This is a genomic window from Insolitispirillum peregrinum (assembly GCF_900156605.1).
Lineage (GTDB): Bacteria > Pseudomonadota > Alphaproteobacteria > Rhodospirillales > Rhodospirillaceae > Insolitispirillum > Insolitispirillum peregrinum.
Genome location: NZ_FTOA01000004.1, coordinates 58,910 through 75,025, shown reverse-complemented (window position 1 = coordinate 75,025; position 16,116 = coordinate 58,910). Strand labels below are relative to the sequence as shown.

Here is a 16,116-nt window from a genome sequence, read left to right as displayed (position 1 = left end):
CTGCTCCCACCGTTCCGGGGCATAGTGCGGCAGCCTGTCACCACCCGCAAGGGGGTGCTGTCTGTTTCAGCACGTCTATCCTTTTGGATGGGGGCAAGCCAAGGTTCATGTCCTATCGCCGGGGAAACGGCGCAAGCCGGGGCGAGGACACACGGACCAAATCGGAGAGCAAGTTTCTGATTGGGAAGATCTTCTGGTCGATACAGGAGGGGTCATGACCCAAGCGACCATGGCGCATGGCGCCCAGGCGGACACCACCGCCTATAATACCGGCGTAATCAAGAGCTTCGTCGTTGCGGCGATGTTCTGGGGTGTCGTCGGCTTTCTGGCGGGCGATTTCATCGCCTGGCAGCTCGCGTTTCCGTTTCTGAACCTGGACCTTGAATGGACCACCTTTGGTCGCATGCGTCCGGTTCACACCTCTGCCGTCATTTTTGCCTTTGGCGGCAACATTCTGATCGGTACCTCGCTGTACATCGTGCAGCGGACCTGCCGTTCCGCCCTGTGGGGTGGCAACGGAACCGGTTATACCATTTTCTGGGGCTATCAGGTTTTCATCGTGATGGCTGCGCTGTCCTACGTTCTGGGCTACTCCCAGGGCCAGGAATACGCCGAGCCGGAATGGTGGATTGACCTGTTCCTGACCGTGATCTGGGTGATCTATCTGGCGACCTTCGTCGGCACCCTGGTCAACCGCAAGGAAAACCACATCTACGTTGCCAACTGGTTCCTGCTGGCGTTCATCATCACCGTCGCCATGCTGCACCTCGGCAACAACATCAGCGTCCCGACCGCCCTGTTCGGCGGTGGCCTGATGAAGTCCTATCCGCTGTTCGCTGGCGTGCAGAACGCCATGGTGCAGTGGTGGTACGGCCACAACGCCGTGGGCTTCTTCCTGACCGCCGGCTTCCTCGGCATGATGTACTACTTCATCCCGAAGCGCGCCAATCGTCCGGTCTACTCGTACCGCCTGTCGATCGTGCACTTCTGGGCCCTGATCTTCCTGTACATCTGGGCCGGTCCGCACCATCTGCACTACACCGCCCTGCCTGACTGGACGCAGACCCTCGGGATGACCTTCTCGGTCATGCTGTGGATGCCGTCCTGGGGTGGCATGATCAACGGCATCATGACCCTGTCCGGTGCCTGGGAAAAGCTGCGCACCGACCCGGTGATGCGTTTCCTGGTGTCCTCGGTCGCCTTCTACGGTATGTCCACCTTCGAAGGTCCGATGATGTCGATCAAGGCAGTGAACTCGCTGTCCCACTACACTGACTGGACCGTTGGTCACGTGCACTCCGGTGCGCTGGGTTGGGTTGCATTCGTGTCCTTTGGCTCGATGTACTACCTGATCCCGGTTCTGTGGCAGCGCAAGTCCCTGTACTCCATGCGTCTGGTTTCCTACCACTTCTGGATCGCCACCATCGGTATCGTGCTCTACATCACCGCGATGTGGATCTCGGGTATCATGCAGGGTCTGATGTGGCGTGCGTATGACGAGCTGGGTTTCCTCCAGTACTCGTTCATCGAAACCGTGGAAGCGATGCACCCGTACTATGTGATCCGTGCAACCGGTGGCGCTCTGTTCGTCCTGGGTGGCCTGATCATGGCGTACAACATGTACCGCACCATCAAGGGGGACATCCGCGAGGAGCAGCCCTTTGAATCGCCCGAGGCCTATCCGGCCGGTGCGCGGCGCTAAGAGGGGGAGTAGCAGACAATGAGTCTCGTCAAAAACCACGAGAAGATGGAGACTAACGTTCTCTTTCTCGTTCTCGGCATCTTCGTCACCGTGATCATCGGTGGCCTGGTCGAAGTGGTTCCCCTGTTCTCGATCGAAAGCACCATCGAAAAGGTTCAGGGCGTTCGTCCCTATACCCCGCTCGAGCAGATGGGCCGTGACATCTATGTGCGTGAAGGTTGCTACAACTGTCACTCGCAGATGATCCGTCCGTTCCGTGACGAAGTCGAGCGCTATGGTCACTACAGCCTGGCGGCTGAGTCCCAGTACGACCACCCGTTCCAGTGGGCTTCCAAGCGCACCGGTCCGGACCTGGCCCGTGTTGGTGGCAAGTACTCCAACGACTGGCACCGCCGCCACCTGATCAACCCGCGCGACGTTGTGCGCGAGTCGATCATGCCCGGCTATCCGCACCTGATGCGGGAACTGAGTTTCGCTGATATCGGCCCCCGCATTAAGACTTTGTCGGTGGTCGGCGTCCCCTATACCCCGGAAGCGCAGGCTGCTGCCGCCGATGACCTGAAAAATCAGGCTGACCCGGCTGCTGACCATACTGCCCTGCTGGCGCGTTACCCGAAGGCCGTGGTTGGTGACTTTGACGGACATCCGGAAAAGATCACCGAAATGGACGCTCTGGTGGCTTACCTGCAGGTTCTGGGCACCATGGTGGACTTCACCGAATTCGATCCCAAGTCTGCCCGTAACTTCCGCTAAGAGGTTGTGATGGAGATGATCAGGGAACTCTCGGACTTCCTCCGTCAGTTCTGGGGTCTGTGGCTGATGATCTGCTTCCTCGGGATCATTGTGTGGGCGTACTGGCCGAAAAACAGGGGCCGGTTCGACAATGACGCAATGATCCCCCTGAGGGACGACGACAAACACGAGGAGCGAACCGATGGCGGGAATCCCTGAAAAGGACGCCATTTCCGGCCAGTCTACGACCGGCCATGAGTGGGACGGTATTAAGGAACTGAACACACCGCTCCCGCGTTGGTGGGTGTATGTGTTCTACATCTGTATCCTGTGGGCGATTGCTTACTGGGTGGCCATGCCGGCCTTCCCGCTGGGCAACGGCTTTACCCCCGGGATGCTGGGCTACAACTCCCGTCTGGGGCTGGAAAAGGACGTCGAAGTCGCCAAGGCTTCGCACGCCACCCAGCTGCAGGCCATTGCTGCCAAGTCGGTGGACGAAATCGCCGCCGACTCCAGCCTGCGTCAGTACGCGATGGCTGGTGGCGCTCTGCTGTTCAAGGAAAACTGCGCTCCGTGTCACCAGTCCGGTGGCGCTGGTGCGGTTGGCTTCCCGACCCTGGCCGACGACGAATGGCTGTGGGGCGGTTCTCTGGCAGACATTCAGACCACCGTCCTGCACGGTATCCGGTCTGAAAAGTCGGCAGATACCCGCGTCTCGGAAATGCCGGCCTTTGGCGACATGCTGAAGCCGGAAGAAGTCACCCAGGTGGCCGAGTACGTCAAGGCCATGTCGCAGGGCAAGGCCAGCGACATGCCGGGCAAGCAGCTCTATCTGGATAACTGCGCTGCCTGCCATAGCTCGGATGGGGCCAATCCGGTCTCTGACGGCAACCCGATGATGGGTGCGCCGGCTCTGGGCAACAATGTGTGGCTGTATGCCGGTCCGGGCGGTGAAATGACCGTCGACATGATCGCGGCTCAGGTGAGCAAGCCGAAGCACGGTGTCATGCCGGCGTGGGCTGGTCGTCTGAAGGACGAGGACATCAAGATGGTCACCATCTTTGTCCACTCGTTGGGCGGCGGTCAGTAAATGGACCATCTGGTGCGGCAGGTTTCGGCCTGCTGTACCAGAGTAAGGTTGGGCCATCACGGGTCAGGATTGGCGCATGATGGTTTAACGGATATTCCGTTTGCCTGAGCGTATCAGGCGCCTGCCCCCATCAGACAGGCTTTCCGGGGACCACCCACGCGACCATGGCGTGGGTGGTCTTCGTTTTTGGGGGTATATAATAAGGACAACGGCATATCCTTATTTATTCCAATAAATAGGCAGTCTTTGTGGTTGCTGAACCGCACTTAAGATATATCTTTATTAATTAGACCAGTGTGCGTTAAATCTGACGCCACAGTACACGACAGTTTGGGAACAAGGACGTGGAGCGCTGCTCCACACCTCGCTGGGGCCGTAAGGCCCCAGGCTCCATTCCTTTTATTATAAAAGGAAAAATGGGGGTTCGGGGCCTCAGGCCCCGAATGGGTCTGGGTGATGGCCCATTCTTTTCCACCAACTGTCGTGTACTGTGATCTGACGCAGGTACGCTGGTCTAGTCTTTTGTATTGCCGCATTGTTGTTGCGAAAACCGGTTCCCACTTTTCGCACAATGCTCTCATGAACGCTTTTCTGTCGCTGCGGACTGCAGAGGTGTATATAACGAGAGTGTGGAAACACTCGTTCGTCTAAAAATGGGCATTGGTTTTGCTCATCAACGATGTGATTGTGAAACAGAGAGACCATCATGTCCGGGATTGGTGTCCTGCACGATGATCTGGTTCTGACAGGAGAGACCGTGCGCGTCCTGATTGCTGACGATCATGAACTGTTTCGCGATGGCCTGCGGCTGGTTTTGAACGAGCTGGGGCCAGACGTCGAGGTGGTCGAAGCCTCGTGCTATGAGGAAATTCTAAGCCGGATTGACAACGGTCCCGTCGTGGATGTGCTGCTGCTTGATCTGGTGATGCCGGGTCGTACCTGGACCGATGTGCTGCGGAGCTTGAAGGAACGGGCACCGTCCTTGCCGGTGGTGATCCTGTCGGCATCGGAAGATCGTCGGTTGGTGCTGGAAGCGGTTCGTTTGGGGGCTGCCGGGTTCATCCCGAAAACGTCCAGCTCGCGGGTGATGCTGTCGGCGTTGCGGCTGGTGCTGTCGGGTGGCGTTTATTTGCCGCCGACGCTGATTGATGAGCCAAGCCCGATGAGCGCCCATGCGCAGGACCCGACAGCGGCTTTGGCTGGTCTGTCGCACCATGGCGTCCCGCTGGCTTCGACGGCGGAGCATGGCGATGTGTCACCGCTGACACCCCGTCAGCGCGAAGTGCTGGCCTTGCTGGGACAGGGAAAGTCGAACAAGGAAATCGCCCGCATCCTTGATCTGTCTGAAGGGACGGTCAAATTGCACGTCACGGCGATTCTCAAGGCGCTGAACGTTTCCAACCGCACCGGGGCGGTGGTGGCTGCGTCCCGTTTGGGGCTGGCGAACCTGAACGGCTAGAGCATTGCGCGAAAAGTGGGAACCGGTTTTCGCAAAAACAATGCGGCAATAGAAAAGGTTAGACCAGCGTGCGTCAGATTTAACGCACGCTGGTCTGAAGCCGTGAGCGCAAAAGTGGGCACAGTACACGACAGTAAGGAAGCAAGGACGTGGAGCGCTGCTCCACACCTCGCTGGGGCCGTCAGGCCCCAGACCCCATTACTTTGATATTGAAAGAAAAAGTGGGGGGCCGGGGGCATCGACACCAAACGGGTTCGTACGGCAGTCCGCCATTCTCCCCCAACTGTTGCGCCGCCCCTTTGTCCTTATACGCGCCGCAGACGGGCGGCAAAGAATCCATCGAGTCCGCCAAGCTGCGGGATGTGACAGGGCAGGGTCCGCAGATCACCGTCCGGGGTGATCATCTCGGCCAGCCCGCCGATTTCTTCCGGGCGGATCGGCTCGCGCACGAAGGGCAGGGTTTCAAGGGCGGCGGCAATCTGGTCTTCGCCTTCGGCCTTTTGCAGTGAACAGGTGCAATAGACCACCAGCCCACCGGGCTTGAGCATCTCGGCGCTGGCCTTCAGCAAATCGGCCTGAGTGGTGGCAAGGTCCAGCACGTCCTGCGGCTTCTTCAGGCGGGCAACGTCGGGATGGCGGCGGATGGTGCCGGTGGCCGAGCAGGGGGCATCCAGCAGGATGGCATCCACCGGGGCCTCTGGCCGCCAAACGATGGCATCGCCGTCCTGCACAGTGGCACTCAGGCCCAGACGGGCCAGATTTTCGCTCACCCGCCGCAGACGGCGGGCCGATCGGTCGATGGCGGTGACGGTGGCCCCGGCGGCGGCAAGCTGGCAGGTTTTGCCACCGGGGGCGGCGCACAGGTCCAGCACCGACAGGCCCTGAACATCACCCAGCAAGCGCACCGGCATGGCGGCGGCGGCATCCTGAATCCACCACACACCGTCGGCAAAGCCGGGAAGATCCTGCACCGCGCCACCAGCAGCCCGGCGCAGCGAGCCGGTCGGCAGCACAACCGCCTCCAGACGCTCGGCCCAAACGGCGGGGTCTTCGCCCGGCTTCAGCGAGATGTCGAGCGGCGCTTCGCCCAGATGAGCCTCACCGATGGCACGGGCAGTGTCTTCGCCATAGGACGCAACCCAGTCGTTCCACAGCCAGCGCGGCGTGTTCAGGCGGCAGGCGTCGATGGCTTCGGCCATTGCCTTGCCATCGCGTGCCACCCGTCGCAGGATGGCATTGGTCAGCCCGGCATAGGGGGCAAACTTGCCATCCTTGACCAGCTGGACGGCGGTATCGACCACCGCATGGGCCGGGGTGTCGAGGAACACCATCTGGGCCACCCCCAGACGCAAGACATCACGCACCATCGCCAGCTTGGCGGGCATCGGGCGATCAAGGCAGCGGTTCAGCACGCCATCAATCTGGCCGATCCGGCGCAGCGTGGTGGCCACCACCATGCGGACAAAGGCCCGGTCACGCGGTTCCAGAGAACGACAAATCTGTTCGGCCTGATCTTCCAGCGGCTTGTGGTCGCGCAGGACGGCGGTGAACAGGGTGAGGGCAGCACGGCGGTTGGCGGGCAAAGAGCTCATTGGATTTGTGCCTTACAGGCGCCACAGGGTGACATTGGCCGGAACGGCGGAACGGTCGAGGATGCCCTTGACGTCGGCAACCATGCCCCGGCCATCGCGCAACAGGGCGACTGGCAGATCCCAGCCTGCGGCACGGAATTCGGCGTGGGACACGGCCAGCACCACCGCATCGGCGGGGCGCAGGTCGGCGCGGGCGGTCAGGGTCAGGCCGTATTCGTGATGGGCTTCGGCGGCATCGGCCACCGGGTCATAAATCTGCACCTGTACGCCAAAGCTTTCCAGCTCGCGCACCACATCGACCACCTTGGTATTGCGCAGGTCGGGGACGTCTTCCTTGAAGGTGAAGCCCAGCACGGTCACCGTGCGGGCCCCGCTGGCGTCGCCACTGGCCGAGGTCATCAGCGAGCGGATCACCTCGCGGGCGATGAAGGCCCCCATGTTGTCGTTGATCCGGCGACCGGCAAGGATGACTTCCGGGTGATAGCCTGCCCGCTGGGCGCGGTGGGTGAGATAATAGGGGTCCACGCCGATGCAGTGCCCGCCGACCAGACCGGGGGTAAACGGCAGGAAGTTCCACTTGGTGCCAGCGGCGGCCAGCACGTCGCGGGTATCGATGTCCAGCCGGTGGAAAATCACCGACAGCTCGTTCATCAGGGCGATGTTCAGGTCGCGCTGGGTGTTTTCGATCACCTTGGCGGCTTCGGCGGCCTTCACCGACGGGGCAGGGTGAATGCCCGCCTCGACCACGCTGCCATAGACGGCGGCCACGATGTCGAGGGTGGCGGCATCCGAGCCGGACACCACCTTTTTGATGGTGGTGAAGCGGTGCTCGCGGTCGCCCGGATTGATGCGTTCGGGGCTGTAGCCAACGGTGAAGTCGCGGCCAAAGGTCAGGCCGCTTTCGGCTTCCAGCACCGGCACACAGTCTTCTTCGGTGGCACCGGGATAGACGGTGCTTTCATAGACGACGATATCGCCCTTTTTCAGCACTTTGCCGATGGTGCGCGAGGCACTGATCAGCGGTCGCAGGTCCGGCAGCATGGCGTCGTCGATCGGGGTCGGCACGGTGATGATGTGGAAATCGGCCTGCGCCAGATCGGCGGGGGAATCGGTCAGGATCAGCGAGGTCGCCGCCAGTTCGTGATCATCGACTTCGCCGGTCCGGTCGTGTCCGGCCTTCAGCTCGGCGATACGCCGGGAGTTGATGTCAAAGGCGACCACTGGCGCCTGTCGCCCAAAGGCGACGGCCACAGGCAGCCCCACATAGCCAAGGCCGATTACCGAGATCTTGCGGGTATGGGCGGTCATTGTGTTGTCCTGACAGGGGATGCCTTCGCAAACGCAGGCAGAAGGATTGGAAGGGCACATGGAGTGCGTTTTTACAAGAGCAGGTGCAGGGCGACAAGAACCGTTCGTCAAAAACCACCGGTGAACAGGGTGGAAAACCGCTGGAATGGGGCGGGATTGCATCACCGGGTTGCCTGACGGGTCAACGACCGCTATAGCAAAGGCTTGGCAGCAGTTGCGAAAGCGAGACGGCGATGTGTGGCATTGCGGGCTTCTTTGGTCCCTCTCTCCCCCTCCAGCAGGCCGAGGCGCTGAGCCGCCGGATGGGAGACCAGTTGCTGCACCGGGGACCGGATGCCGGGGCCATCTGGTGTGACGCGACCGAAGGTCTGGGGCTGGCGCACCGTCGCCTGTCGATTGTGGACTTGTCGCCCGCCGGGGCACAGCCGATGGTCTCGCACTGTGGCCGCTATGTGCTGACCTATAACGGCGAAGTCTATAACAGTGCCGACCTGCGGGCGGCTCTGGCTGCCGAAGGCCATCAACCGGCATGGCACGGGCATTCCGATACCGAAACCATCGTCGAGGCCTGTGCTGTCTGGGGGGTGCGCCAGACGGTCAACCGCCTGATCGGCATGTTTGCCTTTGCCCTGTGGGATCGCCACGAAAAGATATTGGTGCTGGTGCGCGACCGGCTGGGGATCAAGCCGCTGTACTGGGGCCGGGCCGGGCGGACGGTGGTGTTCGGCTCGGAATTGAAAGCCCTGATGGCCCATGATGACTGGGCGCCACGGGTGAACCGGGCGGCGCTGGCCCGCTTCCTGCGCTTTGGCTATGTGCAAGGGTCGGACAGCATTTATGATAGCGTGCGGCATGTGATGCCGGGCTGCATGGTGACCTTTTCCGGCAGTGACCGGGCACCGGTCGAGGCGGCGTACTGGACGCTGGGCGACGTGATTGCTGCCGGGGTACAGGCTCCGCGCCTGTCCGATGCCGAAGCCATCGACCGGCTGGAAACCCTGCTGCGCGACGCGGTTCAGCGGCGGATGGTGGCCGATGTGCCGCTGGGGGCCTTTTTGTCCGGTGGCATTGACAGTTCGCTGGTGGCCCTGCTGATGCAGCAGGCCAGTGACCGGCCGGTGCGGACCTTCTCCATCGGGTTCGAGAGCGCAGATTTTGACGAAAGCCATCACGCGGCGGCGGTCGCCAGGGCTCTGGGCAGCGATCATACCGAGCTGCGGGTGACCGATGCCCATGCCCGTGATGTGGTGCCGCGACTGGCAACCATGTTCGACGAGCCGTTTGCCGATTCTTCGCAGATTCCGACCTATCTGGTATCGGAAATGACCCGCCAGCATGTGACGGTGGCCCTGTCCGGCGATGGTGGAGACGAGCTGTTCGCCGGCTATACCCGCTATCTGGCCGGCCATCGCCTGTGGCAACGCTTTGGCGGTTGGCCGCTGGGAGTGCGGCGGACGCTGGCTGCCGGGCTGGAGGCGGTGCCACCGTCGTGGTGGTCGGCGGCGTTTGGGGTTTTGCCGGTGCGCCACCGCCCGTTTGCTCCGGCGGATCGGGTCAGCAAGGTGGCGTCGTTGCTGCGCTCGGGCAGCCTTGATGATGTGCATCTGGCGCTGGCCTCCCAGTGGCAGGTGCCTCCGACGGCGGATGGTCGCGATTGCGGCTTTGATATCAGCGAACGGGCGCTGCAGGCGGCCCCGAGTGGTGTTCCCCGGATGCAGGCCATCGACCAGTTGAGCTATCTGGCCGACGACATTCTGACCAAGGTTGACCGGGCCAGCATGGCGGTGGCGCTGGAAGCGCGGGTGCCGTTGCTCGATCACCGGGTGGTGGAATTCAGCTGGAGCCTGCCGATGGATCAGAAAATCCGTCACGGGCAAGGCAAATGGTTGCTGCGGCAGGTGCTGCATCGCCATCTGCCGGAAACGCTGTTTGATCGCCCGAAACAGGGCTTTGCCGCCCCGATTGCCGACTGGCTGCGCGGTCCGCTGCGGGAGTGGGCGGAAAGCCTGCTGGACGAACAGCGGCTGCGCGATGGTGGGGCGCTGGATGTGCGGGCGGTGCGGATGGCGTGGGACCAGCACGTTCGCGGCGTGCGCAACCACACGCAGGCCCTGTGGACGGTCTTGATGTGGCAGCAATGGGCCGAGCAGTACAAGCCGGTGTGGTAGGGTCTGTCGCATTGTTTTTGCGAAAAGCGGTTACCACCGTCCGCACAATGCTCTAGGATTTCCCGCAGCAAATATCCCGATGGATCGAGACTGATGAAAATCCTTGTCACTGGTACGGCTGGCTTTATTGGCTTTCACACCGCGCAGGCGCTGATGGCGCGTGGCGACGAAGTGATCGGCGTCGATTGTGTGAATGATTACTATGATGTCCGCCTGAAGGAATCCCGTCTGGCACTGCTGAAGGCCAATCCGGCTTTTACTGAGGCTCGTCTGGATATTTCGGACCGTGATGCTCTGACCGCCGTGTTTGCCAGCCACCGCCCGCAGCGGGTGATCAATCTGGCGGCGCAGGCCGGTGTTCGCTACAGTGTGCAGAACCCCCACGCCTATGTGGACAGCAATCTGGTGGGCTTCCTGAACATTCTGGAATGCTGCCGTCATTATCAGGTTGAACACCTGACCTATGCTTCGACCAGTTCGGTGTATGGCTCCAATGAAACGATGCCGTTCCGGGAAAGCGACGGCGTCGGCCACCAGATGAGCCTGTATGCCGCCACCAAGCGGGCCAACGAACTGATGGCCCACACCTATAGCCATCTGTTTGGTGTGCCGACCACCGGCCTGCGCTTCTTTACCGTCTATGGTCCGTGGGGCCGCCCGGACATGGCGCTGTTCAAGTTCACCAAGGCGATTCTCGAAGGCAAGCCGATCGAGGTCTACAACAACGGCGACATGCAGCGCGACTTTACCTATGTCGCGGATATCGTCGAAGGCGTGGTGCGGGTGTGCGATCGTCCGGCGAGCGTGGATGAACAGTGGACCGCCGCCACCCGCCACCCCGATCCGGGGGCCAGCGGTATCGGGCCGTACCGGGTCTATAACATTGGCCGGGGCGCGCCGGTGCAGTTGATGGATTACGTCCGCACGCTGGAAGCCAAACTGGGCAAGACCGCCGAGCTGATCATGATGCCGATGCAGCCCGGCGACGTGTCGGCGACCTTTGCTGATACCTCGGCACTGGAGCGGGATACCGGGTACCGCCCGACCACCACCGTTGAACACGGGGTCGGGGCCTTTGTTGACTGGTATCGTTCGTACTATCAGGTTTAAAATAACGACCCGTAAGTGTTGTTTGCGCAGAATAATACCTTTTAAAAAAGATGAATCTGGATATTGTGCCTGCCCAATGCCCGGCCCCCCGGTGAGCAACCGGGGGGCCGGGGTGCAAAAGACTTTCACAGTCTGCCAAAGGGGTCGCGGATCATGCTGATGCAATTGCTGGGGCTGCAACCCTATGCGGGTGTTGTCGTCCTTGTCGTCATCGCGCTGTTGTTTGCCGCATTCGTGTGGGAAAAATATCCGCCTGATACCATCGCGGTCGCCTGTGTGGCCTTGCTGCTGACACTGGGGTTGCTTGATACCAATGACCTGCTGAAGGTTTTTTCCAACAGTGCTCCGGCAACCATCGGGGCAATGTTCGTTTTGTCCGGAGTCTTGATGCGTACCGGGGCCATCGAAGCCCTTGGTAAAATGATGAGTGCGGTGGCGGCTGGACGGCCGGCGCTGGCGATGATCGTGATGCTGGTGCTGGTGATGCTGGCCTCGGCCTTCATCAACAACACGCCGGTGGTGATCGTGATGATGCCGGTGGTGATGGGGCTGTGCCGCACCCTGAATCAGGCTCCGTCGAAAATGCTGATCCCGCTCAGCTATGCCACCATTCTGGGGGGCACCTGTACCATGATCGGCACCTCAACCAACCTGCTGGTGGACGGGGTGGCGCGGGCGCAGGGGCTGGAACCGTTCGGGATGTTTGAAATCACCCTGCCCGGCATTGTGATGGGAACGGTGGGCCTGTTGTACCTGTTGCTGGTGGGGCAGCGGCTGTTGCCCGAGCGGGATACCGTGACTTCACTGTTGGGTGACGGGCGGCGCAGCAATTTCCTGACCGAAGTCCTGATTCCGATCAGTTCCCCCCTGATCGGACGCAAGCCGCTGGAGGTGGCGCTGTTCAAGCGGGCCAATGGCCGGGTGATTGACGTTCTGCGCGGCGAAGAATCCATGCGGCGGGTGATGGACAGCGTCGAATTGCAGGGCGGCGACCGGGTGATCCTGAAAACCCGCGTGGCCGAGGTGATGAGTCTGCGCGATGAAGGGCAGGTGGATTTCCCCAAGGGCAACGCCCTGGAGCCGATGGCTGCCCGCGAAACAGTGATCGCCGAAGGTCTGGTGGGGCCATCGTCGCCGCTGGTCGGCAACCGGCTGGGCTCGGTCCGCATTCGCCGTCGCTATGGCGTCTATCCGCTGGCTGTTCACCGGGCGGGGGAAAACCTGCGCGGCAACATGGATGACGTGGTGCTGGAGGTCGGCGACGCCCTGTTACTGGAAGGGACGCCCGATGACATGCGCCGTCTGGCAACCGCTGAACGCCTGATCAATCTGGCCGAGCCGGAAGAACAGCCGCTGCGCCGGTCCAAGGCCCCGATCGTGATGGTCGTGGTGCTGGCGATCATGGTGATTGCCGCCCTTGAGTGGGTTCCGATTGCCGGTCTGGCGGTGATCGGCGTAGCAGTCGTCCTGCTGACGCGCTGTGTGGATGCCGATGAGGCCTATCGTTCGGTTGACTGGCGTATCCTGATCCTGATTTTTGCCATGCTGGGTGTCGGGACGGCGATGGAAAAAGCCGGTTCGGTCGAGATGGTGGTCAGCGGGCTGGTGCCGCTGTTCGATGGCTTGTCGCCATGGGTGATGCTGGCGGCCATTTATGTTCTGACCTCCTTCCTGACCGAAATCGTCAGCAACAATGCGGTCGGGGTGATCATGACCCCGGTGGTCGTGGGGTTGGCCCATCAGTTGGGGGTGGACCCGCGTCCGTTCGTGGTGGCGGTGATGTTCGGAGCGTCGGCCAGTTTTGCCACCCCGATCGGCTATCAGACCAACACCATGGTTTACTCTGCCGGTGGTTATCGCTTCTCTGACTTCCTGCGGGTCGGGATTCCGATGAACATCATTGTCGGTATCGTGGCGGTGTTGGTCATCCCGCTGTTCTGGCCGTTCTGAGGCTAGAGCCGTGCTCCATGACCTTGCTTACTGCTGTCGTGTCTTGCGGCCCTTTTTTGCACTGATTGCTTTCAGGCCGATGCCTTGGCGGTAATGCTGACGCTGACATCCCGTGGCGGGGCAAAGTATGGCCAGGATGTGACCAGCACATCGGCCCCTGCTGCCGCATAGGCTGCTGCGTTGTCAGGGGTTATGCCCCCGGCAGCGGCGACGATGCACTGGGGGGCATGGGTGCTGACCCACTGGGTGACCTCCGCCACATTGGGGGGAGAAAACTTCTCCAGTTGCAAGACATCGGCTCCGGCATGGACCGCCTGCTGGGCGGAAGCAAGGGAACCAACTTCGACCACCACCCGTTTTTCCGGCGCTGCGGCGCGCAGATGGCTGATGGCGGTGATCAGGTCGGTAAAAGGGGTGTGTTCGGGAAACAGCAGGATCGTTTCCGACAGGCCGAGGCGATGCATGATCCCTCCGCCATCGCGGACCGCGCGGGCAGCAAGGGCACGGGTGCCGGGGAAGGTCTTGCGGGTGCAGGCAATCAGCGGGCCACTGCCATCCGGGCGACGGCTGGCCGCAACCAGTGCCGCCGTGGTGCTGGCGATGCCAGCGGTGTATTCCAGCAAGGTCTGGGCCACTTTCCACGCCAGCAGCAAGGCTCCTGCCGGGCCTTCGGCATGCAGGATTTCGTCCTGATCGGCCAGAGTGCTGCCAGAGGGGCGAACGGACAGGATGGTTGCTCCGGCGAGTTCGATCAGGCGGGCGGCGTCTTCACTACAGGATAGCCGTTGCGGGCCACGGGCGCGGAAGGTCATCTGGCCGGGGTGGCCGCTGATGCCGAGGCTGCTGGTGGTCAGATCGCCGTGCGGGGCGTCTTCGTGCAACAGGCGGGTCAGATCGTGATCGGAAAGGGCGCGGGAAGACAGGCTGATGTGCGCAAGAGTCATGGGATGCCCTGCTATCAGAGGAAAGGCCGATGGGGGAGCCTGTCTGAAGCATAAAGCATCGTGCGCAAAAGCGGGAACCGGTTTTGCGCACCATCACTGTGGCACACCAAAAGGTTAGACCAGTGTGCCTCACAGTACACGACAGTAACGTGGAGCGCTGCTCCACACCTCGCCGGGGCCTTGAGGCCCCGGACCCCATTGATTTGATATTGAAAGAAAAAAGGGGCTTGGGGCCTCAGGTCCCAAACGGGTCTGGGCGGTAGCTCATTCTTTTTCAGAAACTGTCGTGTCCTGTGGCGTCAGATTTCACGCACAATACTCTAATTCCCGGCAGGGTCCTGCGCCAGACCTGATTGCATCAGCAGGGCATAGCCATTCTCGCGCTGGGCGTGGATGACGGCTGAAACGTCCGAACTGGCCATGCCAAGGGCGGTCAGAACCTTGTCCCCCAGAATCAGGCTGGCTTCGAGGGTTTCCGGTACCACCTGCAAGGCACCGCTGGAATGCAGGGATTGCGAATGCACCAGATCGCGGGCACGGGCATGGATCGGCAAATCCGGGAACTGCTGGTGGATGCAGGCCACCAGCCGGGTGGTGGTTCCGGGATCATCAAGGGTGACCACCAGCAACGCCGCACGGGCGGCGTGACCGGCGCGCAGCACCTCGGGCCTGCTGGAATCGCCGTAAAAGACCTCAAAGCCCGCAGCCCGCCCGCGTGCGACCCGCTCCAGATCCTTGTCAAAGGCGAGATAGGGTTTGCCCGCCGCTTTCAGCAGAACGGCCACCGTACGACCGACCCGACCGAACCCGGCAATGATGACGTGGGCTTCGTTGGTGCGGGGCTCGGGCGGGGTATCTGCTCGCAACGTGGTGGTGACTGGCGACAACCGGTGGTGCAGACGTTCAGCAGCCAGAACGACCAGCGGGGTCAGCGCCATTGACAGGGAAACCAGCAGCACCAGCATGCTGCCGATCTGGGGCGACAGAACGTTCTGGCTGATGGCGATGCCAAACAGCACAAAGGCAAACTCGCCACCCTGCGACAACAGCAGGCCGACGCGGGTACCGTCGCGCCAGTCCTGTCCGAACAGGCCACACAACGGGATCAGGACCAGTGTCTTGATGGCCATCAGTCCGACCAGCAGGGCGAGAATCAGCGGCCAGTCGGTCAGCAGCAGCCGCAAGTCGATGCTCATGCCGACGCCGATGAAAAACAGGCCCAGCAGCAGGCCGCGGAACGGCTGGATGTCGCCTTCAATCTGGTGGCGGTATTCAGAGTCGGCCAGCAACAAACCGGCCAGAAAGGCCCCCAGAGCCTGCGACAGCCCGGCCTGTTCGCTGATCCACGCCATGCTGAGGACAATCAGCAGGGCGACGGCGGTAAAGATTTCCGAGCTGCGGCTTTGGGCGACCACCCGCAGAACCCGGCGCAGCATCAGGCGGCCAATCAGCAAGGCGGCAAAGATCATCCCGAAGGCTTCGATGGCGGCAAAGGCCAGTTCATCCCCGAATTCATCGGTTTTGTTGGCCATCATCGGCACCATCGCCAGCAAGACCGGCACCATCAGGTCCTGCAGCAGCAGGATGGCAAAGGCGCTGCGGCCATGGGGAGCCGATAGCTCGCGCCGTTCCGCCAGGATTTGCAACCCCATCGCGGTCGATGACAGGGCCAGCCCCAGCCCGATCAGGGACGCCTGTCCCACATTCAGCGGCGAGGGAAACAGGGGCAGAAAGACAATGGCTGAGGCCAGCACCGCACCGGTGATCAGGACCTGACTGCCGCCCAGACCGAAAACCTGCCGTCGCATCAGCCACAGGCGGGATGGTTTCATCTCGATGCCGATGACGAACAACAGAAACACCACCCCGAATTCGGCGAGGTGGCGCACGGCATCGACATTCTGGATCAGCCCCAGCCCCGAGGGCCCGACCAGCGCGCCAGCCCCCAGATAGCCAAGAATGGAGCCGATGTTGAAACGGACAGCAAGCGGTACAAAGACGACGGCGCTGATCAACAGGATCAGCGCCGCTTCAAAACCGCCAATGGCGTGTTCAGGCATT

Annotated in this window: 12 protein-coding genes; 8 read left to right on the top strand and 4 right to left on the bottom strand. The window is 61.7% G+C overall.

Translation table 11 applies throughout. The annotated features are described in order from the left end of the window. Window positions 1-214 precede the first annotated feature (214 nt). The 5 genes from ccoN (at window position 215) to BW995_RS11310 (ending at window position 4,983) form a co-directional block, all read left to right on the top strand. Entirely contained in the window at window positions 215-1,702 is a 1,488-nt protein-coding gene (gene ccoN / locus BW995_RS11330; protein ID WP_076400522.1) for a cytochrome-c oxidase, cbb3-type subunit I, read from the top strand. A gap of 18 nt (window positions 1,703-1,720) precedes the next feature. After that, complete coding sequence (gene ccoO / locus BW995_RS11325) at window positions 1,721-2,455, top strand: cytochrome-c oxidase, cbb3-type subunit II (protein ID WP_076400521.1); 735 nt, start codon at window positions 1,721-1,723, stop codon at window positions 2,453-2,455. A 9-nt stretch (window positions 2,456-2,464) separates the two neighbouring features. Further along, window positions 2,465-2,653, top strand: a complete 189-nt coding sequence (locus BW995_RS11320) for a cbb3-type cytochrome oxidase subunit 3 (RefSeq protein WP_076400520.1) — start codon at window positions 2,465-2,467, stop codon at window positions 2,651-2,653. Next, a complete protein-coding gene (gene ccoP / locus BW995_RS11315) occupies window positions 2,637-3,524 on the top strand; it encodes a cytochrome-c oxidase, cbb3-type subunit III (RefSeq protein ID WP_076400519.1) in 888 nt (295 codons plus the stop codon). Before BW995_RS11320 ends, ccoP begins: the two co-directional genes overlap by 17 nt. A gap of 757 nt (window positions 3,525-4,281) precedes the next feature. Further along, on the top strand, window positions 4,282-4,983 hold the full coding sequence (locus BW995_RS11310) for a response regulator (protein ID WP_076400907.1): 702 nt from the start codon (window positions 4,282-4,284) through the stop codon (window positions 4,981-4,983). A 305-nt stretch (window positions 4,984-5,288) separates the two neighbouring features. Here the strand turns inward: BW995_RS11310 and BW995_RS11305 are convergent, their stop codons facing one another. Beyond that, window positions 5,289-6,575 (bottom strand): RsmB/NOP family class I SAM-dependent RNA methyltransferase, encoded by a 1,287-nt coding sequence (locus tag BW995_RS11305; protein WP_076400518.1) that lies wholly within the window; start codon window positions 6,573-6,575, stop codon window positions 5,289-5,291. 12 nt (window positions 6,576-6,587) lie between these two features. Then, window positions 6,588-7,883: a nucleotide sugar dehydrogenase gene (locus BW995_RS11300; protein ID WP_076400517.1), complete on the bottom strand. Its 1,296-nt coding sequence runs from the start codon at window positions 7,881-7,883 to the stop codon at window positions 6,588-6,590. A 233-nt stretch (window positions 7,884-8,116) separates the two neighbouring features. Here BW995_RS11300 and asnB point away from each other — a divergent pair, with 233 nt between their 5' ends. The 3 genes from asnB (at window position 8,117) to BW995_RS11285 (ending at window position 13,111) form a co-directional block, all read left to right on the top strand. Next, window positions 8,117-10,051: an asparagine synthase (glutamine-hydrolyzing) gene (asnB, locus tag BW995_RS11295; protein ID WP_076400516.1), complete on the top strand. Its 1,935-nt coding sequence runs from the start codon at window positions 8,117-8,119 to the stop codon at window positions 10,049-10,051. A 93-nt stretch (window positions 10,052-10,144) separates the two neighbouring features. Beyond that, window positions 10,145-11,161, top strand: a complete 1,017-nt coding sequence (locus tag BW995_RS11290; RefSeq protein ID WP_076400515.1) for an NAD-dependent epimerase — start codon at window positions 10,145-10,147, stop codon at window positions 11,159-11,161. A gap of 153 nt (window positions 11,162-11,314) precedes the next feature. Continuing rightward, complete coding sequence (locus tag BW995_RS11285; RefSeq protein ID WP_076400514.1) at window positions 11,315-13,111, top strand: SLC13 family permease; 1,797 nt, start codon at window positions 11,315-11,317, stop codon at window positions 13,109-13,111. Between the two features lie 71 nt (window positions 13,112-13,182). On the opposite strand, the gene modD is transcribed toward BW995_RS11285, so the two are convergent. Continuing rightward, window positions 13,183-14,055 carry a ModD protein gene (gene modD, locus BW995_RS11280; RefSeq protein ID WP_076400513.1) on the bottom strand — a complete coding sequence of 291 codons (873 nt, stop codon included), beginning with the start codon at window positions 14,053-14,055 and terminating at the stop codon, window positions 13,183-13,185. Between the two features lie 320 nt (window positions 14,056-14,375). Next, complete coding sequence (locus tag BW995_RS11275) at window positions 14,376-16,115, bottom strand: monovalent cation:proton antiporter-2 (CPA2) family protein (RefSeq protein ID WP_076400512.1); 1,740 nt, start codon at window positions 16,113-16,115, stop codon at window positions 14,376-14,378. Window position 16,116: the final 1 nt, after the last annotated feature.

Bases quoted from the DNA above. Each gene is read 5' to 3' on its own strand.
- ccoN (WP_076400522.1), top strand. From the start codon at position 215: ATGACCCAAGCGACCATGGCGCATGGCGCCCAGGCGGACACCACCGCC.
- ccoO (WP_076400521.1), top strand. From the start codon at position 1,721: ATGAGTCTCGTCAAAAACCACGAGAAGATGGAGACTAACGTTCTCTTT.
- BW995_RS11320 (WP_076400520.1), top strand. From the start codon at position 2,465: ATGGAGATGATCAGGGAACTCTCGGACTTCCTCCGTCAGTTCTGGGGT.
- ccoP (WP_076400519.1), top strand. From the start codon at position 2,637: ATGGCGGGAATCCCTGAAAAGGACGCCATTTCCGGCCAGTCTACGACC.
- BW995_RS11305 (WP_076400518.1), bottom strand. From the start codon at position 6,575: ATGAGCTCTTTGCCCGCCAACCGCCGTGCTGCCCTCACCCTGTTCACC.
- BW995_RS11300 (WP_076400517.1), bottom strand. From the start codon at position 7,883: ATGACCGCCCATACCCGCAAGATCTCGGTAATCGGCCTTGGCTATGTG.
- asnB (WP_076400516.1), top strand. From the start codon at position 8,117: ATGTGTGGCATTGCGGGCTTCTTTGGTCCCTCTCTCCCCCTCCAGCAG.
- BW995_RS11290 (WP_076400515.1), top strand. From the start codon at position 10,145: ATGAAAATCCTTGTCACTGGTACGGCTGGCTTTATTGGCTTTCACACC.
- BW995_RS11285 (WP_076400514.1), top strand. From the start codon at position 11,315: ATGCTGATGCAATTGCTGGGGCTGCAACCCTATGCGGGTGTTGTCGTC.
- modD (WP_076400513.1), bottom strand. From the start codon at position 14,055: ATGACTCTTGCGCACATCAGCCTGTCTTCCCGCGCCCTTTCCGATCAC.
- BW995_RS11275 (WP_076400512.1), bottom strand. From the start codon at position 16,115: ATGCCTGAACACGCCATTGGCGGTTTTGAAGCGGCGCTGATCCTGTTG.